The sequence below is a fragment of the Vibrio sp. Evd11 genome, from assembly GCF_900382755.1.
Classification (GTDB): domain Bacteria; phylum Pseudomonadota; class Gammaproteobacteria; order Enterobacterales; family Vibrionaceae; genus Vibrio; species Vibrio lentus.
Genome location: NZ_OSDX01000068.1, coordinates 1 through 21,769, shown reverse-complemented (window position 1 = coordinate 21,769; position 21,769 = coordinate 1). Strand labels below are relative to the sequence as shown.

The 21,769-nt window shown below is 44.4% G+C and carries 23 protein-coding genes and 1 pseudogene; 13 read left to right on the top strand and 11 right to left on the bottom strand.

What is annotated here, in order from left to right; all coding sequences use genetic code 11:
• Positions 1-516 (top strand): annotated as a pseudogene (locus ED652_RS20170) (hypothetical protein); the annotation flags it as partial.
• A 96-nt stretch (positions 517-612) separates the two neighbouring features.
• Here ED652_RS20170 and ED652_RS20165 read toward each other — a convergent pair.
• The 3 genes from ED652_RS20165 to ED652_RS20155 form a co-directional block, all read right to left on the bottom strand.
• Positions 613-1,032, bottom strand: coding sequence for a globin (locus ED652_RS20165; protein WP_122055957.1), 420 nt, complete (start codon positions 1,030-1,032; stop codon positions 613-615).
• 187 nt (positions 1,033-1,219) lie between these two features.
• On the bottom strand, positions 1,220-1,600 hold the full coding sequence (locus tag ED652_RS20160) for a VOC family protein (protein ID WP_017105496.1): 381 nt from the start codon (positions 1,598-1,600) through the stop codon (positions 1,220-1,222).
• Between the two features lie 76 nt (positions 1,601-1,676).
• Positions 1,677-2,561 (bottom strand): LysR substrate-binding domain-containing protein, encoded by an 885-nt coding sequence (locus tag ED652_RS20155; protein ID WP_122055956.1) that lies wholly within the window; start codon positions 2,559-2,561, stop codon positions 1,677-1,679.
• Positions 2,562-2,664: 103 nt separating this feature from the next.
• On the opposite strand from ED652_RS20155, the gene ED652_RS20150 reads away from it, so the two are divergent.
• Positions 2,665-3,999: a 6-phospho-beta-glucosidase gene (locus ED652_RS20150; RefSeq protein WP_122055955.1), complete on the top strand. Its 1,335-nt coding sequence runs from the start codon at positions 2,665-2,667 to the stop codon at positions 3,997-3,999.
• 102 nt (positions 4,000-4,101) lie between these two features.
• A complete protein-coding gene (locus ED652_RS20145; RefSeq protein ID WP_122055954.1) occupies positions 4,102-4,866 on the top strand; it encodes a carbohydrate deacetylase in 765 nt (254 codons plus the stop codon).
• Positions 4,867-4,883: 17 nt separating this feature from the next.
• Here the strand turns inward: ED652_RS20145 and soxR are convergent, their stop codons facing one another.
• Together soxR and ED652_RS20135 are read right to left on the bottom strand one after the other, a co-directional pair.
• A complete protein-coding gene (soxR, locus tag ED652_RS20140; protein ID WP_122055953.1) occupies positions 4,884-5,324 on the bottom strand; it encodes a redox-sensitive transcriptional activator SoxR in 441 nt (146 codons plus the stop codon).
• 148 nt (positions 5,325-5,472) lie between these two features.
• A complete protein-coding gene (locus ED652_RS20135; protein WP_122055952.1) occupies positions 5,473-6,432 on the bottom strand; it encodes a LysR family transcriptional regulator in 960 nt (319 codons plus the stop codon).
• A 130-nt stretch (positions 6,433-6,562) separates the two neighbouring features.
• Between ED652_RS20135 and ED652_RS20130 the strand changes: the two genes are divergently transcribed.
• The gene (locus tag ED652_RS20130) at positions 6,563-7,375 is read left to right on the top strand and encodes an enoyl-CoA hydratase/isomerase family protein (RefSeq protein ID WP_122055951.1); all 813 of its coding nucleotides are present in this window, start codon (positions 6,563-6,565) and stop codon (positions 7,373-7,375) included.
• 110 nt (positions 7,376-7,485) lie between these two features.
• Here ED652_RS20130 and ED652_RS20125 read toward each other — a convergent pair whose 3' ends face one another.
• The 3 genes from ED652_RS20125 to ED652_RS20115 form a co-directional block, all read right to left on the bottom strand.
• On the bottom strand, positions 7,486-8,007 hold the full coding sequence (locus ED652_RS20125; RefSeq protein WP_122055950.1) for an NADPH-dependent FMN reductase: 522 nt from the start codon (positions 8,005-8,007) through the stop codon (positions 7,486-7,488).
• A gap of 19 nt (positions 8,008-8,026) precedes the next feature.
• Positions 8,027-8,818 carry an arylamine N-acetyltransferase gene (locus tag ED652_RS20120; RefSeq protein WP_122055949.1) on the bottom strand — a complete coding sequence of 264 codons (792 nt, stop codon included), beginning with the start codon at positions 8,816-8,818 and terminating at the stop codon, positions 8,027-8,029.
• Positions 8,819-9,082: 264 nt separating this feature from the next.
• On the bottom strand, positions 9,083-10,645 hold the full coding sequence (locus ED652_RS20115) for a glutamate synthase-related protein (protein WP_122055948.1): 1,563 nt from the start codon (positions 10,643-10,645) through the stop codon (positions 9,083-9,085).
• Positions 10,646-11,083: 438 nt separating this feature from the next.
• Here ED652_RS20115 and ED652_RS20110 point away from each other — a divergent pair, with 438 nt between their 5' ends.
• Positions 11,084-12,745: an amidohydrolase family protein gene (locus tag ED652_RS20110; protein WP_065112092.1), complete on the top strand. Its 1,662-nt coding sequence runs from the start codon at positions 11,084-11,086 to the stop codon at positions 12,743-12,745.
• 17 nt (positions 12,746-12,762) lie between these two features.
• On the top strand, positions 12,763-13,149 hold the full coding sequence (locus ED652_RS20105; protein ID WP_065112091.1) for a hypothetical protein: 387 nt from the start codon (positions 12,763-12,765) through the stop codon (positions 13,147-13,149).
• A gap of 59 nt (positions 13,150-13,208) precedes the next feature.
• On the opposite strand, the gene ED652_RS20100 is transcribed toward ED652_RS20105, so the two are convergent.
• Positions 13,209-14,117 (bottom strand): LysR family transcriptional regulator, encoded by a 909-nt coding sequence (locus tag ED652_RS20100; protein ID WP_065112090.1) that lies wholly within the window; start codon positions 14,115-14,117, stop codon positions 13,209-13,211.
• Between the two features lie 220 nt (positions 14,118-14,337).
• Between ED652_RS20100 and ED652_RS20095 the strand changes: the two genes are divergently transcribed.
• The 3 genes from ED652_RS20095 (at position 14,338) to ED652_RS20085 (ending at position 17,212) form a co-directional block, all read left to right on the top strand.
• Entirely contained in the window at positions 14,338-15,096 is a 759-nt protein-coding gene (locus ED652_RS20095; RefSeq protein WP_122055947.1) for a hypothetical protein, read from the top strand.
• 193 nt (positions 15,097-15,289) lie between these two features.
• On the top strand, positions 15,290-16,501 hold the full coding sequence (locus tag ED652_RS20090) for a carbohydrate porin (protein WP_122055946.1): 1,212 nt from the start codon (positions 15,290-15,292) through the stop codon (positions 16,499-16,501).
• A gap of 81 nt (positions 16,502-16,582) precedes the next feature.
• Complete coding sequence (locus tag ED652_RS20085; RefSeq protein ID WP_122055945.1) at positions 16,583-17,212, top strand: histidine phosphatase family protein; 630 nt, start codon at positions 16,583-16,585, stop codon at positions 17,210-17,212.
• A gap of 124 nt (positions 17,213-17,336) precedes the next feature.
• Here ED652_RS20085 and ED652_RS20080 read toward each other — a convergent pair whose 3' ends face one another.
• A complete protein-coding gene (locus ED652_RS20080; protein WP_102310723.1) occupies positions 17,337-17,894 on the bottom strand; it encodes a DUF1439 domain-containing protein in 558 nt (185 codons plus the stop codon).
• A gap of 162 nt (positions 17,895-18,056) precedes the next feature.
• Between ED652_RS20080 and ED652_RS20075 the strand changes: the two genes are divergently transcribed.
• The 4 genes from ED652_RS20075 to ED652_RS20060 all read left to right on the top strand — a co-directional run bounded on the left by ED652_RS20075 (position 18,057) and on the right by ED652_RS20060 (position 21,109).
• Positions 18,057-18,443, top strand: a complete 387-nt coding sequence (locus ED652_RS20075; protein ID WP_102339571.1) for a thiol-disulfide oxidoreductase DCC family protein — start codon at positions 18,057-18,059, stop codon at positions 18,441-18,443.
• A 236-nt stretch (positions 18,444-18,679) separates the two neighbouring features.
• Complete coding sequence (locus tag ED652_RS20070) at positions 18,680-20,017, top strand: AarF/ABC1/UbiB kinase family protein (protein ID WP_122055944.1); 1,338 nt, start codon at positions 18,680-18,682, stop codon at positions 20,015-20,017.
• An 82-nt stretch (positions 20,018-20,099) separates the two neighbouring features.
• Positions 20,100-20,645, top strand: coding sequence for a glutathione peroxidase (locus ED652_RS20065; protein ID WP_122055943.1), 546 nt, complete (start codon positions 20,100-20,102; stop codon positions 20,643-20,645).
• Positions 20,642-21,109 carry a DUF3429 domain-containing protein gene (locus ED652_RS20060; RefSeq protein ID WP_122055942.1) on the top strand — a complete coding sequence of 156 codons (468 nt, stop codon included), beginning with the start codon at positions 20,642-20,644 and terminating at the stop codon, positions 21,107-21,109. Before ED652_RS20065 ends, ED652_RS20060 begins: the two co-directional genes overlap by 4 nt.
• Before the next feature lie 42 nt (positions 21,110-21,151).
• On the opposite strand, the gene ED652_RS20055 is transcribed toward ED652_RS20060, so the two are convergent.
• Positions 21,152-21,586 (bottom strand): N-acetyltransferase, encoded by a 435-nt coding sequence (locus tag ED652_RS20055; protein ID WP_122055941.1) that lies wholly within the window; start codon positions 21,584-21,586, stop codon positions 21,152-21,154.
• Positions 21,587-21,769 lie beyond the last annotated feature (183 nt).

Here is a 21,769-nt window from a genome sequence, read left to right as displayed (position 1 = left end):
ATTATAACTCTTTACCATGCTGTTCAAAAAACACTCACGAAAGATCAACACGCCCTAGACATAAACAAAAACATTTTGAAAGGCAATGTCGATATAAGACAAGGCGTTTTAGAGGCTAAGGGGTTCAAACGCTATCAATATGATATCGGGATGATTGATTATATGGTGGGGATACGTTGGTGGGACAACGATATTGATACAAGGCTCTATGGTTCCAAAGGAAATGTGGATTTACGTAAATCACTCAATGAAGATTGGATCGATTATCTTGTCGGTGTTCGATGGACCAAAGAACTCAACAAAAGTTGGACAGTACATACCAGCCTAGACATGGGGCTTGGCAGCGACACTGACTTTACCAGTTCTTTGCTAACAGGAGTTCGTTATCAAATTAACGACTGGTCAGATTTAAATCTCGCCTACAAATCCACTTGGGTTGATTACGAAAACAAAGGCACTTTTGAATACGATACTGCCACACAAGGCTTCTTGGTGGGTTGGGCAGCTCATTTTTGATTAGAGAGTCAGGATATTAGAAATTTAGGTAAGCCGGATTCATGGCTTACCTTTCAAATGAAGTCTACCTTTTAAGAAAAGCTGCTGGTGACTTACTTATTGATTCACAGGGTGTGGCACAACACATTCTTGTTTCATGATATTGAGGCCAGCCTCAAGCGTTTCTGCCCACGCTTGCTCAACTTGCTCGTTGTAATGCGGGTCGTACTTTTTAACAGTGTTGAGCAACGAATTAAACCACTCGTTTAGCTCTTGCTCTGAGATATCCATCCCCAAATCTTTATGTCTTTTACCTAGCCTCTTAACCGAGTTTCTCACGCTTGATAAACCTGACGAGTTATAGATTAGGATAATAGAAGCTTTGAGCATCTTGGTTTGTTGCTCTAATCCAATGCTTTCAAATCGTTCTGAAAACCTAGGGTTATGCTCACAAAAATCAGCCAAGAAGGTTTCTAAAAATTCTTGGTCGATCCTGCAGCGCTCAAAGCTCTCATAAAACAGTTCGTTTGGTGACATCTGACAGATCCTTTGCAATATTTGTGAGTCTTCAGGAAAACTTACAAGTTCAGAGCCGGGATTCACAAGCTCTGAACAATCAATACGATCTAATTATACGCCACTATGGCATAAAGTGAACGATGACATAGGGCGAGCTAGGCATAAGTTAAACTATGCTAAAAGTTAAACTACCGCACAAGGCGAACTAAGGCATAAAGTGAGTTGCACAGATCTTATTTCCATCAGGATCTCGCAAATAGGCCATGTAAAGACGACGTTCGTCAGAGCCTCTCGCACCGGGGCCGTTTTCAATACTTGTGCCGCCATTTTCTACGCCAACACGGTGCCACTCATCCACAACTTCAGGTGAAGACGCTAGAAAACCCACCGTCATGCCATTGCCGTGCGTTGCTGGCTGACCATCAATCGGTTTGGTTAAACCTAATACACCCGTTTGGCTAACGTAAACACAGCGTCCTTTCGGATCAACGGAACCTTCGTTGTAACCAAGCACCTTCATAATTGGATCATAGAAAGACTTCGCGCGTTCAATATCTTCAGTACCGAGAAAAACATGGCTGAACATAACTAACCTCTTCTTTTATTGAAAGAACCACCTAAACTAGACCTTCTACTTTGTTTTGTCTAGCCGTGAGATTTCGTCATAGCTGTTGCTTGATCCATTGAGAGAACACTTGGAACTTGGTTCGCTGATCCATCCCTTTCGGACACACCAAGTCATAACCTTTTCCTGATTCGATGCTCATAAATGGTGCGACCAACAGTCCTTGGTCAATCTGTGGTTGCATGAACTCTAGGCGCCCCAAAGCCACTCCCATCGACAATATTGCAGCATCCATTGCCAAGCGATTATCGCTGTAATAATCACACTGCAGAGTACAGTCAACATCACCTTGTGTTTCTTCCAACCAACGTTGCCATGCGGTGATGTCACCACTGTGTATAAAGCGCGCTTGCTCTAAGCGATCAACACCCTTTTCAAGATTGAGTTTTTGCGCATATTCAGGGCTACAAACCGGCGTTCTCACGCCTGTAAATAACCGCTCACTATAGTGATTCGGATAATGACCTTCGCTATAGAAAATTGCCACGTCATAAGGTTCAAACTGGAAATCAGATTGGTTCTGTTTGGTCTGTAATTTGATGCTTAAATTTGGATAGAGTTTTCTAAATTCTGGCAGGCGTGGCATCAGCCAAGACGAAGCAAAATAAGGCGACGTTGCGATATACAATTCGCCGCTTAGTTCTCCAGTTTTGATGTCCGTTAGCTCCGAGAATATCGACTCAAACGAGATGTTGAGCATCGACAAAACACGCTGTCCCTCGGGCGTTAATTCGAGCTTACGAGTTTTACGAATGAACAAGTTGAACTTAAGTTGTTGCTCTAACTTTTTAATGCGATGGCTCACTGCCCCTTGAGTCAAACAGAGTTCATCAGCCGCCTGCGTGAAACTCAAATGTTTGGCTGCAACACTAAAGGTGTGTAGCAGCGACAGCGTTTGTTGGCGATTTTCGAACAATCCCATGGATTAACCTCATTAATTCATATCTCATCATTACTGGTTTGTTGGTGTGTATAACCATCGTATAGATTAAACCACGTAATCTACAAAATAAATGGTGAGTAACATGAAACAGAGTCAAAAACTCAAAGTTGTCGTAATTGGTGGTGGCTCAAGTTACACCCCAGAACTCATTGAAGGTCTCCTTAATCGTCATCACGAACTGCCGATCTCTGACTTGTGGTTAGTCGATATCGAAGAAGGGATGGACAAGGCAAAAGTGATTGCGGATTTAACCAAGCGTATGATCAAAAAAGCCAACTGCGACATCGCTTTTCACCTCACTACAGATAGACAATCTGCCTTAATCGACGCTGATTTCGTGTGTTCACAGTTTCGAGCAGGTCGTTTGGAAGCACGGCTGCGAGATGAGCGAATCGCATTGAAATACCGCATGATTGGCCAAGAAACGAATGGCTTAGGTGGCTTCTCAAATGCCTGTCGCACCATCCCAATTGCGCTAGAAATTGCCAAAGAAATGGAAACACTCTGCCCAGGCGCTTGGCTTCTAAACTTCACCAACCCGTCAGGCATGGTGACCGAAGCCTTGATTAAACACTCAACCATCAAGACGGTTGGCCTATGCAATGTACCCGTCAACATGGAACGTGGCGCGGCTGAAATGCTAGGTGCAGAACGTGCCGACATTACTATGCAAATTGCTGGCTTAAATCACTTGGTGTGGGCGAGAAAAGTGCTTCATGAAGGCAAAGATAAGCTCGGAGAGGTGATTGATCAGTTACTCGGTGGTAACGACCAAATGATGCCGAAAAACATTCCACCCTTTGAATGGGATGGCGAGCTGATTCGATCATTAAACCTCGTGCCATGTGCCTACCTACGCTACTACTACCAATCACGAGATATTCTCGACAAAGAATTCGCAGCTTCAGAGAACAGTACCAACCGAGCAGACCTTGTCGCTAAGGTAGAAGAACAACTGTTGGCGATCTATCAAGACCCGATGTTAGACACCAAGCCTCAGTTGTTAGAAGAGCGAGGTGGTGCGTACTACTCTGAAGCAGCTTGTGAGCTAATGAGCAGTATTCACAACAACAAACGTTCTATCATGCACGTCAACACTCGTAATAACGGTGCGATTCAAGGCCTTCCTGACGACTGCGCAGTTGAAGTGAGTTCGGTGATCACCAGCAGTGAGATCCTGCCATTGAATGTCGAACCTTTTGATAGCGATACTCTACGCCTCATCCAGCAAATGAAAGAGTTTGAAACACTCACCGTGAAAGCCGCAATGACGGGTGATATCGCGATTGCCAAGCGCGCATTGATTCTGAACCCTATTGTCGACAGTGGCTCGCATATCGATGAAGCATTACAAGAAACCATCCGTGAAAACTTAGACTTCATGCCAGCCTTTGCTCACCGATTGAAGCTAGATTGACCTGCAATTAGATAGAAAATCAACTGACATTGAGCACAAGACAACCAACCTTTGCCGCACTGATGAGTAACGCATAGAAACTAAGTAATAAGAAGGCTAGCGATGAAACTGATCTTAAATGCCGATGATTTCGGACTCACAGAAAGTGTTAACCACGGCATCGTCGATTGCTTACAAGCAGGTATGGTCAAGTCGACCACTATTATGATGAATCAGCCGGGCACACAACACGCTGTGGAGCTTTATCACCAAGGGAAAGTCCCAGAGGTTGGTTTGCACTTTACCGTTACTGCAGGAAAACCCCTGACGCCACCTGAGCTTGTTCCTAGCTTGGTGGATGTTCAAGGCAACTTCTTAGACAACGTCACTCTGTTCAATAAAGCCGATGTCGTCGAAGAGCAAGTAACACTTGAGCTCAACGCTCAATACCGAGCGGCCATCAATGCAGGATTAACGATCAACCACATCGATAGCCATCACTTTGGTGGTGTATTTAAACCACTCAAAGCCGCGTTTACTCGCACCGTCAATCAGATTGGTCTTCCGGTCAGACGAATCGATAACATTGTGAATGGTCAAGATTCACTAAAAGTCGCCACACCCGACGCTTTTGATATGCGATTTTTCGATGACGGCGTATCACTTGCTCGTTTACAAGATTTACTGCTGAGCTATCAAACCGTAATGCCGAAAGGGGTTGTCGAATTGATGTGTCACCCATCGCTTTCTGTCACTGATGAGCTTAAGTCATTATCTGGTTATCGTGAGAAGCGTGTTGAGGAATACCAACTTCTCACCAGCCCGGCACTCAAGCAGTGGCTAAACGACCATCAGATAGAGTGTATTGGATTCGACGACCTCAGATAGGGAAACTTGATTCAGGGCTACTCAACAATGCGTTGTGCGCCCTGCCCTTGGTCATGCAGAATATCTTCAGGGTTCAACAATTGGCACTTCTGCATACTCAAACAACCACAACCGATACAGCCGGTTAGGTTTTCTTGTAGCGATTTAATCTGCGCCATCTTGCTGTCGAGTTGCCCCTGCCATTTCTTCGCGACTCGCTCCCAATCTCGCTTAGTCGCGGTCTGGTTCATTGGTAAAGTAGACAACTCTTCGGTGATCTCTTCCAGCTTGAAGCCTATCGACTGCGCCACTTGTATTAGCGCGATTCTGCGCAGCATCGCCGACTGATAACGACGTTGATTTCCGTTAGTGCGAATCGAAGCAATCAACCCTTTGGTTTCATAAAAACGCAACGCCGAAGGTGCGACCCCACTGCGCTCTGACAGCTGACCAATGGTGAGGTATACAATGTTTCTCATGTTGTTTTACTTCCTGTTTAAATAGCCATTTCGTCCTGATACTGACCAGTATAATAGAGTTCACTTTAACTTTAAGTATGAGTTAAAATTTAGGTTTGGACTAAATTGAAAACGACGATCTATCAAGAGCCCAGATTGAACCTTTGGTCTATGACTTCGCTGGACGATTACCATACATACTGTCAAAGCCGGGAATACCTTGCTCCCACACAGGCTGCTCTTCACCAACAATGTTTTTCAATGTATCAATGAAAAGCTTGGTTTTTATTGGAGCATCTCGATGTGGGTACACCGCATAGAAAGTACCGAAGTCATCCAAGTGTAAATGAGTCATGATAGGCACCAACTCGCCGTTCAGTACTTCATCTTCAATCATTTGCGCTGTGACGACGGCGAGCGTACTGCCCGTTAAAGCACTCTTGGAAATCATTTCAACATCATTCACTTTATAAGTCGCGTTGAGTTGAAAATGCTGCGCTTGCCCTTTTTGGTCAACATAGGAAAACTTGTCGATCAGCAATCCCGGAGCGGCATAAATGGTGGCAGGTAATGACTCTAACTTTTCGATGGTGTTGATCTCTCCATGCTCAGCAATGAACTCTGGGGAAGCAACAATCAGCAATCGACTTCGAGCAATCTTACGGCTAATCAGGCTCGAATTCTTTGGCTTACCGATACGAAAACCGATATCAAACCCTTCTTTAACCATGTCTACGATTCGGTCTTCAAGTCTCAATTCAAAATCGACGTCTGGATATTGTTTTTGAAATACAGCAATCGCTTGCTGAACATACTGTCGACCAAACATGGTTGAGCTAGTGATTCTCAGTAAGCCACGAGGCTCTGCGTGGTAGTTTTGCGCTAGGCGTCGAGTGTTGTTCAACAATGCTCGAAGTTGATGCGCTTGATTGACCATCTCATTGCCAGCCGCAGTCAGAGATAACGAACGGGTTGTTCGATTCAATAACCGAACATTGAGCTCTTCCTCAAGACGGCTAATCTGCTTTGAGATAACAGAGCGATCAACGTTTCTTTGCTCCGCCACTTTGACAAACGAACCAAGCTCGACCACTTCAAGTAACAATAATAAACGACTCGATATATCCATAACGCCCTTTGTTGCATTTTAAGCACCAATATTGTGCCAATTTGCCTATTTTTCTCATCTTATTACAAATCTATAGTAGCTGCACATAACGGAGACAACATTAAGTCCCGAACTAATAGAGGAACATCCCATGACACTACTATCTGTAACTAACCAAAATGGCATTGCAACTGTATCTATCAACAACCCACCAGTGAACGTACTGACTTTCGATTTGATCAATGAGATCAACGCATTCGTTCTGTCATTGAAAGATGATCGTGATACCAAGGTTGTTGTATTTAAATCATTGAATGAAAGCTTCTTCTTAGCTCACTTAGATCTCAATGTGATCAACGGTACACAAGGTGGACAAGCGGGTTCGATTGAATTCAATCACATGATTGAGAACATCAAATCAATGAAGCAAGTGTCTGTTGCAGTGGTTGATGGTGTGGCTCGTGGGGGCGGTAATGAATTTGTGATGGCGTGTGACCTAGCTTATGGCACTGAAAACTCAGCGTTCGCACAACCAGAAATTCATGTAAACATCCCAACGGGTGGCCAAGGCGCAGTTCAATTTGCAAGACGCATGGGTAAAAACAAAGCGCTACAAGCATTGTTACTCGGCAACGATTTTACTGCTCAACAAGCAGAGAGCCGTAACATCATCACGCAGTTCGTACCGAAGGCCGACCTAAACGATTTCTTAGCAACAACATTAGGTGTGATCAGCCAGTTAGAAGTACGTGACATCGTTATGTACAAAGAGATCATCGCGGCTTCAATCAAAGATGAGCAAGCGGGCGCAGAGCTAGAGCTTCGTTACTTCCTAGAGCGTGCAAAAGAGCAAAAAACAGCAGCAATCATCGGTGCGTTTCTAAAACATGGCGGACAAACAGAGCGTGAAGCGAAAGACATTCAAGGTATATTCGTTGACACCGCAGCAGAGCTATCACAATAGACAATGACGCAATTAAATGGCCATCGCTTGATGGCCATTTATGTATGTATCTATTTATTTATCTATTTATCTGTGCACCGATGTAGTAATCCTCTCACTCGCTGAAGCAGTTAGATCTGACTCATGATCGATTTCAGACTCTCGGCCATTTCGGCATTGATGATCTCACCCGTTTCTACATTAAAGTTGTCGTAGAAACTTGGCACCGACATCGACCCCTTCACATCAGCATCAAAGTAAGGTGCGGAATTTACCGCAGACGACAACACAGAGCTTGCGCCACCTGGGCCTGGTGATGTGGAGAGCATCACAACAGGTTTGCCTTGGTACACTTTCATGTCGATTCGTGATGTCCAATCAAACACATTCTTAAAGGCTGCGGTGTATGAACCGTTGTACTCTGCAAAAGAGATGACGACAGCATCTGCTTCGCCAATCTTGCTAAAAAAGCGCTGCGCGTGTTGATGAACGCCAGACTCTTTTTCTCTGTCTTCACTGTAAATGGGCATCTCGAAATCATTAAGATCGAGCACCTCTACTTGCGCGTTGTTCGCAAGGCTTGCGGTATAAGCCGCTAATTGTTGGTTGATCGACGTCTTACTGTTAGTGGCGCCAATGGCTAATACTTTCATTGTTGATCCTTTAAATCGGTTAGAAACATTTCTCTAAAGCTGGGAAAGGTACCTTTAGGGTTAAGCCAAAGTACGTTTTTAATGCAGCAAAATAAGAGGGTTCGTCTTCAAGCAACCACTCTTCTGTTGAGCCGTTTTTGCTAATTTTAATTTTCTGGTTAAGTAGCGTGACAATCCCATCTTCAATCGGCAGCGCCGCAATACAGTTCGATGTAAAAATCGATTTCGGGCTGTTAGATGTAAAAAAGTTGCTCGACTCTAAATCGTTCGCACACACGTGAGTCATGTCTAGGCTGTATACCTTCATCCACTCTTCACCCTGCTTGATTTGCAATAGCAAGCCGTACAATTCGTCTTCTATGAAACGGAAGGTCTGTAAATCATTGGACTGCTCAAGATCGGTTTCTAGCAGCAACGGAGCTCGAGGTGTAAAGGTGCCAAAGCCCGCATCCACCAGCCATTGCTTGTCATCAATAGTCACCATGGTCACGCGGTGGCTGCGTCCTGTCGGCTCACCTGCGAGGTGAACACGGCCAAATAGGCTTCTGGCTTCAAAGCCCAAGTGGGTTAACACATTCAGCAGCAGTCCATTAAGCTCTTGGCAATAACCACCTCGCTGATTAACCACCAGCTTTTGGTAAAGCGCTTCCGGAGATAGTTGAATCGCTTGTCCATTGATCACATCGAAGTTTTCGAATGGGATACTTCTGTGTTGATGCTGATGAATGGCTTTGAGGCTTTCGACGGTAATAACACTCGTTTCAGATAAGCCTATTCGTGCAAAATATTCAGTCACTTGATTCTGTTCCATACCCTAACCTGCTTAATTTTTCTCACCTGCAATTCGTCATTTGTTGGTCTATACAACCATCAGGCGATTGTCTGTGTTTTTAGATTAAGCAGGATGATAAAACCTCAAGTTAACTTGAGGTAAAGTGATATTTTCAAGAAATAGGAAATAATTTTAAAACGCTAATAAAGCAGTGCATTACAGCAGGTGGAATATAGATTGGTATTGCATGGCAAAAATAAGCACACCCAAAAATGCAGTGGGTGTGCTTTATTGAGGTGTTAATTACTTAGATTGATTTAAAGGGCTGATGCCTGAATAAGTAATGCCTGACAACTCTGCCATTTCACGATTCCATGTCGCTAAATCGTGCGGGTTAAATTGATTCAAATGATCATGGCCGCACGCTCTCGCCATCACTTGCATCAATTCAGTCGAAGCTTCGAAGAAGTTCTTCAATTGGTTCGATGCCTTTTCAACGTTTAGCCGTTGGCGTAAGTCGGCTTTTTGAGTCGCGATGCCTGCTGGGCAATTGTTGGTATTACACATTCTCGCCGCCACACAACCAATCGACTGCATGGCGCTGTTCGAGATGGCGACACCATCAGCGCCAAGCGCCATCGCTTTCACGAAGTCCATCGGTACTCGCAAACCGCCCGTGATGATCAATGTGACTCTGTCACTGACACCTTGTTTATCTAGATAAGCTCTGGCACGAGCAAGTGCTGGAATGGTGGGAACACTGATATGGTCTCGGAACATTTCAGGTGCAGCGCCTGTACCACCTCCGCGCCCATCCAAGATGATGTAATCAGCACTGGCATCAAGCGCGAACTGAATGTCTTCTTCAATGTGATTGGCACTCAACTTGAAGCCTATCGGGATTCCGCCCGTCACTTCTCGAACTCTGTCGGCGAACTTTTTGAAATCCTCGACGGTTTTTAGATCAACAAAGGTTGGTGGAGAAATCGCAGCCGTACCCGCTTCAATGCCGCGTACCTCTGCAATCTTACCGATGTTCTTAACTCCCGGCAGATGACCGCCTGTTCCGGTTTTAGCCCCCTGCCCGCCTTTAAAGTGAAAGGCTTGAACGTTTTTAAGCTTAGCTTCATCGTAACCAAACTGAGCACTGGCCAGTTCATAAAAGTAACGAGAGTTCGCGGCTTGCTCTTCGGGTAACATACCGCCCTCTCCAGAACAGATACCTGTCCCTGCGAGTTCCGCGCCTGTCGCCAACGAGACTTTTGCTTCTTCAGATAGCGACCCAAAACTCATATCGGACACAAACAAGGAGATGTTCAACTTGAGCGGCTTCTTCGCTTTAGGGCCAATAATCAGTTCCGTACCCACAGGCACATTTTCAAGCCGAGGTTTGGTCGCCATTTGAGCAACCATGACCTGAATATCATCCCAATGCGGCAATAGATATCTTGGTACACCCATTGAGGTCATGGGTCCATGATGCCCAACCTTAGATAAACCATCGCGCGCCAGTTGATGGATAAACTCGACAGTGGGTTCTTCTTTGGTTGCGCTCGCAGCAGGTGAAAGATCGGGACTCGCCGATTGAATATGAACCTCTGGTCCTTCTTGCCCCACTTGTTCCGCCGTAAACTGTTTATGAGTGCCATCACAAAAAGGTAGGTTGTTCGAATATTTACAGCGGCATAGGTAAGCGTCGCCGTTTTCTTCGGCCACGAAACTCTTCGGTTTAAAGCAGGTTCCGGCATGAGAACCATCACAAAACGGTTGGTTTTTCGACTTCCCACAGGTACAGAAGTAATACTCTTCCCCTTCAGTTAGCTCCACTTTGATTGGCTTGGTATCCGCTATCACTGGATTCTTCATAGTTCGTTCACCTTTATCTTTTTTATCATTTGATGACTGAAGCGATGGCTTGCTCACAAGAGTAAAGTAAAGGTGAGATACGTGACGAATTCAATAAATGGGTGAAGTAAAGCAGCGCCACTCGAAAGCCTGAATCACCATCAAACCGATAGCCACCTTGCTGATATTCATATTTTGGTTCTATGCCTCAACGATATCCATTCCGTCCAAATAATGGGAAACCACTTTCAAAGACCAACACCAAGACTCTCATCATTAACTCAGGGCTTTTAATTTGTAGGATCAGATCAGACAAACTGAAATTTTGTTATATAAAAATTGGGCTAGAATTATCTCAGCTTCCAAAGGTAAGCCAGAAATACAAACGGCAGTACGACAATTAATTTCAGCTGAAATAGGTAAACACTTTTAACCTTTCCAGCAACAAAGAGAGAAATCATGAAAAAATCATTCAAGAAAGGCCGCATAAGCGGACTTGTTAGTATCGCATTGTGCCTAGGAGCGTCAGGAGCTTTTGCCGCGGATTACGACCTAGTTATCGAGAATGGACGAGTGATGGACCCTGAAAGCATGCTGGATGCTGTATTAAACGTCGGGATCAAAGATGGTCAAATCATCAAAATTACGGCAGAAAAACTCGACGGTGACGAGACAATCGATGCAACAAATCAAGTGGTTGCCCCAGGTTTCATTGATACCCACTTTCACTCGCTAGATGGTTTATCTATCAAGCTTGCAGCCCTAGATGGTGTAACAACGGGTATGGATCTGGAAGTCGGTGCGATTCGCGTCGGTGAGTGGTATGAAGAAAAAGCGGGTAAATGGCCACTGAACTACGGTACTGGTGTAAGCCACGAAGGAGCTCGTCTTCAAATCCTAGATCCTGAAGTGAAAATTACAGGCCCACATGATGCAACTACTATTCTTGGCTCGCTTCGAACTGAAGCGGCTAAAGACGGTGTGAGTGGCTGGTCTGAGACAAAAGCTGACATCGAGCAGATGAACCAAATCCTTTCTGTTCTTGATCAAGGCTTTGCAGAAGGTGCATTGAACCTAGCTTCAACAACCGCTTATATGAAAGATGGTTTGACGGCATTTGAGATGTACGAGTCCATGAAAGTCGCAGCAAACTGGGACCGATTTGTATCATCACATACACGTTTTCACGCTAACCCTTCAAATCCAGAAGCACAGCTAGGTTTTGACGAAATCTTTACCAATGCGATGCTTCTCGACTTACCATTTTTGATGCACCACAACAACGACTTCGGTTGGTGGGAAGTAGAAGAAAAGCTAAAGCTTGCACGAGAAAAAGGCTTAGTGATGTGGTCTGAATACTACCCATATGATGCGGCATCCACTGCGATTGGTTCATCTTTCCTTGTACCTGAGTCTGTGGAAGGGATGTACAACGCGAAGTATGAAGAAATGATGTACGACCCAACACGCGATAAATTTCTGACCAAAGAAGAGTATCTGGTCATTGCCGCTGAAGATCCGGGTCACTTGGTGGTTCTGTTTAGCCCTGCACGTAAAGATTGGATGAAATACTGGCTACAAATTCCAAACATGACCGTTGCAGCAGATTCTATCTATTCAGGTTTAGGTACTGATTCTTGGGATGCCGATCCAACAGAATATCAAGGTCACCCTCGAACTGCGGGTACTCGAGGCAAAGTATTACGTATGGCACGTGAAGAAGGCGTACCATTGTTATTCACACTTGCTCAAACGTCTTACTGGGCAGCAAAGCACCTAGGTGATGCGGGGGTTGAATCAATGAAAGTTCGTGGTCGTATGCAAGAAGGCATGGTTGCGGATATCACCATTTTCGACCCAGAAAACGTAACCGATAATGCGACTTACAAAGCCAAAGAACAAGGCAATCCAACAACCGGTATTTCTTATGTCATCGTAAATGGTGAGCAAGTGGTTAAAGAAGCTGAGTTCCAAAAAGTATGGGCAGGCCAACCCATTCGTAACACACCATCGGATGAATCACGATTTGAAGGGTTGAGCAAAGAAAAGTTCTTGGAAAACCTAACAGTACCAACGATTTCTATCGATGACTCGGGTGCCTCTGGCAATCCGCAACTATAGAAAAAGGTGAGGTAATCATGATCAAAAAGGCTATATGTGCATTGCTACTCACGGGTTCGTTTTCAGGAACGACAAGTGCAACTAGCGTCGATGATATGGGATTTGATGTGTCTAGTTTTAAACAAACAGGACAACAAATATCTGTCAAAGAACCGAAAGCGCCAACGTTAGTTCAGGAGAGTAAACTGGCCTCATATGTAAGCGAAGTCGGCGTAGATGTCGCCAATTTGTCTCAGGTGCAACTTGATGATTTGATCGGAAGTTATGACCAATTGCCATCAGCGATCTTTTGTGATGAACACCAAGAGTTCGAGATTCAGATATCAAGTACGAATATCTGGCAAAGAACGAAACTGATGAAGTTACGACAAGCGATTGGAGACGATCTACCTAACGCGCACTAATATGCCCTCATAACAGCCAGTGATTTTTACTGGCTGTTTTTTCATCTAATAAATCCAAGTTAGAAGTATTCATCATAAACGTGTTGGATGTATTCATTAGCAGCAGTAACGATAGATTCCCTTATCCCTTCAATATGCAAAGAGTGTGGGCTCCATAATGAAATGGGAATCTCTAACCCTTTTTTAATCTCAGTAGGCTTGAGCTCAATTAAATTTTGCTGCACAAATTCAGAGTAAATAACAGAGCGAGGAAGTAACGCCCAACCTAAGTCCAGCTGAACCAATTGGATCACAAGCGCAAGTTGGTCAACAAGCTCATAGTTAGCAGAAAGGGTGACTTTATCTGCCATCCCTTCATCGATTAATGATTTCAAGATTAACTGCTTAGATATTTTTAACTTAGAGAACAGTTCGTTTGGTGGCGTTTTACTCAGTTCACTGCCTTTACTTGCGAATGGGATCAGCGTAAGAGTTTCTAGGTAAACCGCGTGAAAGCTATTCATCGCCCTACTCTCATGAGTATTCACAAAACCGAAGTGCAGTGTCCCATCTTCAATCCCCTGCTTAATCTCCTTTTTATTCATGACCAGCATATTGACTCTACAACCTGGAAAGTCTTTTTGTAATTGCATCCTGATATCAACCAAAATGAGCTGTGGCATAAAGCTTAGATAACCAATATTGATGGTTTCTGGTTCGCCTCGGGAAATGTTGAGCGCTATTTTATCAAAGGCTTTTAGCTGCTCGACGGCTTGCTTTGCATAGCGGTAAAGTAACTTCCCTTCTTGTGTTGCTTCAACACTGCGACCTTTGCGCTCAAAGAGTGCGACATCAAGAATATCCTCTAAATTGACAACAACTTGCCCGACGGTACTACGGTGTTTATCTAGCTTAGCGGCCGCCTTGCTAAAAGATTTTTGCTCGTAAACCGTCACAAAAGTGGAGAGTTGCTCGAGGCTGAAATTCATAGATGACTCCAATATTCAAATTATGCTTTGTTGCTTTAAAATCAATCACTTTGACGTGATGAGTATAGACAGAACATAAATAGGTTACGACTTCTACCTCAAAAAAAACCAACAAGGTTCAAGTAGTTTGTCTGATCACGTCAGACAATAGCAATTCTGAGTTTCCATTAAACGTTTATATCATTCCGGCTTATCTAAACAACCTATGTGAAATACCGATATGAATACCACCAAGACTTTTACCGCGACCGCTTTGACCTTATCACTGCTTACCTCTCCTTTCATTTTGGCTGATGAAGAACAAAATGTGGATCCATCCGATGTTGCACGCGCTGTAACCTCATTCACTGTTGGTCTTAGCAACACCGGTAAAGTGAAGGCGATGGGCACCATGGCAAGGCCAATCAATCAACAACAGCAGGCCATGATCGTAGCCGAAGGCAATATGACGAATGAAGGCAAATACAGTGATGCACGTGTCCAATACTTCCATGTATTCAATCTTGATAGCGCATCAGTCCCTAAAGTCGCGGCGTCACTCGATCTTATAGACAACGACATGGTCAGCACTGCAGCAGTCGGTGGCGTAGCAGCAATTAACACGGACAGTGAACGTTTTACTGTGTTCCTTCGCGCAGGCGCATTAGCAGGTGAATACAAAGAAGACTTTATCCAAAGCGGTGGATTTGGCATCAACGACCAAACCGCGATTGGTGGTACTGCTGCAGCATTCCTAAACGTTAAAACTGGCGACGATGGCACTTTTTTCACCTTCAATCCGGAATACACATACATCGACGGCGATCTTGAAAGCAGCACCTTGAAAACAACACTCCGTCTAGCAACACCTTTATCACAAGATAAATCTCGCTGGGGAGAGCTAAGAGTTGAGAACACTTATGGCGACGTAAAATCAGCCGTCAAAACTCAACATGTTGATGACACGGCAGCTTGGTTCTTATACCGCGCCTATTTCTAAAACCTCAACGGTCATTGTCCTATTGGGTCAGACAAACCGAATTTCTTCAGTTCCGATATCGCGAATACCATGACGGCAAATAGGCGAAGTAATAATCGAGTTCAGTCACCCACTCCTAAATTAGATACATCATTATTTTTGCACTCAGCGTGTTTGATTAACCAAGCTGAGTCGTAATTACTAAGAGGTTAAAATGAAACATCTTTTGAATCTGTCAACGGTTGCTCTGATATTGGCATCAGGGGCAACAACCGCTGAAGTAATGCCAGTAGAGTCCTCAGCTTCGCGTTCACATTACGATTCATGGAATGAAACCAAGCAAAACCTTCAAAAAGAACATGGCTTACAGTTGGGCATGGATTACAACATGCTGAGTATGGGAGCGATTGATCCTCTTGGGGATTCATCTGCCGCGGCAGGAGCATTAAGAGTCTTTGGTCAATGGGATCTTCTAGAGACAGAAGATGGAGACAAAGGTGGAATTGTTTTCAAGTTTGAACATCGACATAAATACACTGAAAACTCCCCGAAAGAATACGGTTTGGCCGATCTCGGTTACTTAGGTTTTGCTCACTCCTTATATGGTGATCAAGGCTTTAGAACCACTCATTTATTTTGGCGTCAATCTCTAATGCAAGAACAGATGGTGGTTTACGCCGGTTTCTTAGACATGACGGATTACACCGATTTTTATGCGTTAGCTAGTCCATGGAATGACTTCAACAATGGTGTGTTTACTTCCGGTAGTGGAACGATTGGTGGATTGCCTGATGGTGCACTGGGTGTTATGGCCGGCGGTTTTTTCTCAGATAGCATTTATGGCTCGGCCAGTATTCTTGATGCTAAAGGCAACGCTTCTGACTTAGTAGAAGGAGCCAAAGAGCTCTTTGACACAGGAGCTACTTGGAAAAGCTTAGAACTCGGTTGGACACCAAGTAAAGATATGCTGTTCATCAGCAATGCTCATATCAGCCTATGGCAGCGTGACGCAGTTGGAAACGATGATGAAGGTTACGGTATCAACCTGTCTCTATCAGGTTTAGTGGCTGAGCGTTGGTTGCCTTTCATTAGGGCTGGATGGGCTCAAGATGGCGGAGCCATGTACGACGCCTCAGTAAGCGTCGGCTTTGGTTACATTCCTGCACAGAGAAACCAAGACATGTTTGGACTGGCAGTTAACTGGGCAAGCCCAATGGAGAGCACAACGCAAGGGTTGGACTTAGATGACCAATATACAACTGAAGCGTATTACCGAGCTCAAATCACACCATGGCTGCAAATTTCTCCAAGTGTGCAAGTTCTGAATCACACCGCGATTGATCTGACCAATGGCTTCGACAACATCAATTTAATCCAGAATAAAACCGATGTGGTATTTGCCCTAAAAGCAAAGTTCGAGTTCTAAATTAAACACACGTACAAATGATGTTAAGGAAAATATCGTTATTAACCTTGCAAGGAGTGCTAAATAAATTTCGAGTAAAAAATGAAAGTAAAAATATTCTTGGCGGTACTCTTAGGTATGGCTTGTAATACTGCGACTGCGGAAGCAGAAAAAACAAGTAACGATGAAGTGCAACGAATTATTCTTGTTCGACATGCAGAAAAGCCAGATGACGGCCTTGGTAACCTAACCTGTCAGGGATTGAACAGGGCACTATTATTACCAGACTATATTCAACGTGAGTTCAATAAACCGGACTACATCTTTGCCCCAAACCCATCAATTAAAACCTGCGAGCTGCATGGCGATGGTGAATGTTATAGCTACGTTCGTCCTTTGGTAACCATTGCTCCAACTGCGATCCAATATGGCATGCCCATCAACACACAATATGGTTGGAATGACTTTGAAGGAATTCTTGATGAGTTATTCTTAGATAAATATCGTAATGCAGATCTTTTACTGGCGTGGGAACACATCAGTATTGAAGTGCTTGTTACTTTGATTAAGCATCGCTTTGATAACGTTGACCCAATCCCAGAATGGCCAAATTCAGATTATGACACTGTTTTTGAGTTAATCATCGATTGGAGTAAACCGAGTGATCTGACAATCAAGGTTCATGAACAACAGTTTGGAGACATCTCGACTGAATGCCCTAGCACCAAATAAATTGCTGATTAATGGCTTTTATCCAACAACAATCAAAAGAGTGAATTAACCTCAGCCCGAGTACACAATAACAAGTTACTCCGTACTCGGGCTAAAACTAGTTAACCTTTAATACAACAAGCCTCTAATCAAACAATTCGATAACCAACTTATTATCTCGGATCACTAGATTGGGTTCCGATGACTTAATCAACGACTCTTGCACTTTATTGCTGTCGAGCTTATAAACGGGAGACTGGGACAAAGCAAAACCAATCATAGAAACGGCAGGCTTAAGTAGTTTGGCAATCTCTGGAGAAAGCTGTTTATCTTTTTCTTCAAAGCGCTCTAAACGCAGTGATTTCAAATAAATCTCGCCACTCTCTTTGTCGTATTCAGGAATCGCACTGAACTCAATATCCAAGTCCAACCCCATATTCGGCATATTGAACACCTGAACTTTTGCATTGGTGTTCGCTAAAACAGACACACGCTCGGTATCAGCTCTACCAATTTGCACCGCTAAGTCATCGACAGCGACTTGCGCGTACATAACGTTTTGTACACCCACTTCCTGCTCTAACATCACCGAATCTTGCAGATAGTTCGTCATTTCTTGCTCAGTCACGCTGTAGCTAACACAACCACTTAGCATCAGGGCAGTCATAGCTATAATGAAACGGGTCATTAACTTTGTTGTCATTGGAGATAGGCTCTTAATTTGTAAATGCATGGAACGGATGTTACCTCTAGATGATACTGTAAAATAGTTCTCACAATGACAGTGTCGGATAACTGGGCAGAATGATCCACCTAATTGGTGATGTCGTATAGATTGCTATTGACGAAAAGAGTAAGAAAAACAATGACTGCATTAACGATATTTTACGATGGCACTTGTCCACTTTGCGCAAAAGAGATGGCAGCGCTTGCCAAGCATGATACCAAAAATCAGATTCAAACCATCGATATCTACAGTGAGGCGTTTTCAGACTACCCGCAGATTGATGCTGACGCAGCCAACACGATTTTGCATGCACTCGATGAGAATGGAAAACTGCTACTGGGTTTGGACGTGACTTACCAAGCGTGGAAGCTGGTTGGTAAAGGTTGGCTATATGCCCCATTGCGTTGGGCGATATTTAAGCCAATGGCCGACTGGTGTTATCTGCGGTTTGCCAAAAACCGATATAAAGTCTCTTTTTGGCTAACTGGACAGTCACGCTGCAACGGAAACAGCTGTACTAAATAGCTGTACTAAATTGCATTGGAATTAAGACATACCACTGGCCACTTTGTAGTAAACAATGCCAAACAGTGCTGCGAATACCAATACCGTGACGGCCACTTTCAACCAAATAAACTTCATGTTTTGTCCTTACTAATTTTGTTTACTGTTCCACGAGACAAGTTATCACAACGAAACATTAGGTTGTGTAATGATTGATAGAACTTTGTAGTCAACCTTGATTCCCAGAGAGAACCTTTATGTCGGCAAAAGAGAGAAACCTTCCTACACATCGAATTTCGAGATTCAGTAAGTTTGCCTCGCTGGCGACAAGGGTCGCGGGTAATGTGATAACGGAAGGCACCAAACAACTCGCACAGGGCAATAGGCCGAAAGCAAAAGACTTAATGCTGACGCCGCAGAACATTGCTCGCCTGACTGACCAACTGGCACACCTGCGCGGTGCAGCGATGAAGCTTGGCCAAATGTTATCAATGGACGCTGGCGATGTTCTCGAACCTGAACTCGCCGACATTCTTTCTCGCCTGCGCTCAGACGCCGACCCGCTGCCGACAAAGCAGCTCAACCAAGTATTAGAAAGCTCACTCGGCATCAACTGGAAAGCCGAATTCCTTTCCTTCAACTTTAAACCTATCGCCAGTGCGTCCATAGGACAAGTTCACCAAGCTTACAGTGATGCGGGAGACAAACTTGCCATCAAAGTCCAATATCCAGGCATTCGAAAAAGTATCGACAGTGATGTGGACAACGTAGGCACATTGCTGAACATCGTTGGTTTGATACCCAAGTCCGTCGATTATAAAGGCTTACTAGAAGAAGCGAAGAAACAGCTCCATGATGAAGCGGACTATGCTCGCGAGGCTGACTACGCGACACGTTACCATAATGCACTGAAAGAACACGCTCACTTCGTCGTGCCTAAGATTCACCCTCAAATGTCTTCAGAATCAGTGCTCGCGATGGACTTCATTGAAGGTGTCTCGATAGAGCAAATAGAAGGTTACGATCAAGGTACTCGTGATTTTGTCATGCGCAGCTTGCTCGAACTAATGTTCAGGGAATTGTTCGATTTTAAGATGGTGCAGACCGACCCCAACTTCGCCAACTACCTTTACGTTGAAAACACGCGCCAGATTGGGCTGTTAGATTTTGGGGCAACCCGAGAATACAGCGACCGCTTCAGTGATGGCTATCGTTTGGCCTTTACTTCTGTTGTTAATCAAGACGAATCAGGGCTCAATCAAGCACTCGAACAGATTGGGTTCTTTAGCGAAGCCATACTGCCCGATCAGCGCCAAGCCATTCTTAACTTAGTGACTATGGCTTGTGAACCCATGTTGGTAGACGAAGACTACGATTTTAAAGCCAGCGGACTCGCTCAACGACTTCGTGAAGCTGGCACCATCTTGAGCATGGAGCAAGAGTATTGGCACACGCCACCCGCAGACGCCCTATTCCTCCATCGTAAAATCGGTGGCATGTATCTGTTAGCCGCTCGCCTTGGTGCAAGGGTGAACATTAGTCATTTGGTCGCTCCATATATCATCAGCGATGACACTAGATTCGTTCTCAAATAGTGACGGTTAATGATTCGCAGAGTGATCATTTCGTGCTGCACAAGAGTACTAACAGTTACGCCAACTAAAATGAGCCAAACCTATGAAACCTTCACTGCTTTGCTCCACCGCCCTGATTGCTAGCCTAACGAGCTCTATCGCTGTTGCATCAAGTTGCCCTGAGATACTCAACGGCAAACAACGTTTATTAAACTCCAACGAAGAAATAAAGCTGTGTGAAGAATTTCAAGGCAAAACCCTTTTGGTTGTGAACACGGCCAGCCAATGTGGCTTCACACCACAATTTAAACAACTGGAGCAATTGCATCAGACCTATAAAGATCAAGGTTTCACGGTTGTCGGCTTTCCAAGCAACGATTTTCGTCAAGACCGAGGAAGCGAAGAGAAGTCAGCCAAAATTTGTTACCTCGACTATGGTGTTACCTTTCCGATGATGGCGCGAGCATCACTATCTGGCAGTAGCGCTAACCCTGTGTTTGCAGAAATTCAACAACAGGCAGGCGTCACACCCAAGTGGAACTTCTACAAATTCCTAATCAGCAAAGAAGGTAAAGTGGTGGCAACCTTCCCTAGCTCGACATCACCAGTGAGTGCGACACTCAAAAATGCGATTGAGCAGCAGCTATGAGGTCTGATTATTTAGCGACAACTCAAACCCGCAATACCATGGCCAAGCTCGGTTATATGGGGCTAATCCCGTTTCTATTTGGCCTACTGCTGTCTCTAACCGACAGTCAATTCTTGGGCCAGAGTGGCGAGACACTCTTCATCACCTACAGCGTGGTCATATTGAGTTTTTTGTCGGGTATTTTGTGGGGAAGTGGCATCGAAAATTTCGAAAGCCAATCGAGCAATAAGGCTCTGATTTTAAGTAACGTGACTGTGTTATTCGCGTGGTTAGCGGTGCTACTTGGGGAACAAAAGGAGTTTCTCACTACTCTGATTCTTATCATCGGCTATATTGCGGTTTGGAGAGCGGAAAGGTCGATGAGAGAAGAAAATCAAAGCGAAGGCCCGGATGGCTACTTTGACATGAGAACTCGCCTCACCTCTAGCGTCGTGTTAATGCACGGTATCGTGATGTTGACCTAGGTGTGTGAAAGCGAGAACCAGCACACACAAGGTTAAGCAAAATTAGATGATGAGCTGCATCACCAATCTAGACTCATCTTCGCCAAAATAGTTATCTTCTTCTTTGATCGTGACAAAACCCATCGATGCATAAAGCGCGCAAGCCCATGTATTATTGGGATCTACGGTCAACAATATTTTGGATTCTTGAGGCAGTGTCGCTATCGCCTGCTGCATCAATAAACGCCCAACTCCCATGCCTCGGAATTCTTTATCAACAGCTAACGACAAAACCCAATACTCTTGTGGTTTGTCGGTTGGCGTCATTAACACATAGCCCGCAACCTGCGAATCTTGTTTCGCCACCAATAAGCCCTTCCCCCAACAATCAAATGCCTGACGAAAGAAAAACTGCGGATAAGCGTGTTCGCCAAACAAAGTATGTTCAAGCTGGTAGATATCAGCCAGTTCTTGTTTTTCCGCACAAACAACATTCATAGATAGACCTCATTTAAACCGAACCTCAAGTTTAAACATGCAAGCTCAAAGGTGCTATTAATAATATATATCAACAGCCTAAAGGCTTACGAACTGCCTTAACTAAGATTCCATTTAAGTGATGCCTCATAGACTGAACCTTAAGCATTAAGTTTTGCATAAATCCCGTCTAACGTAATGTTT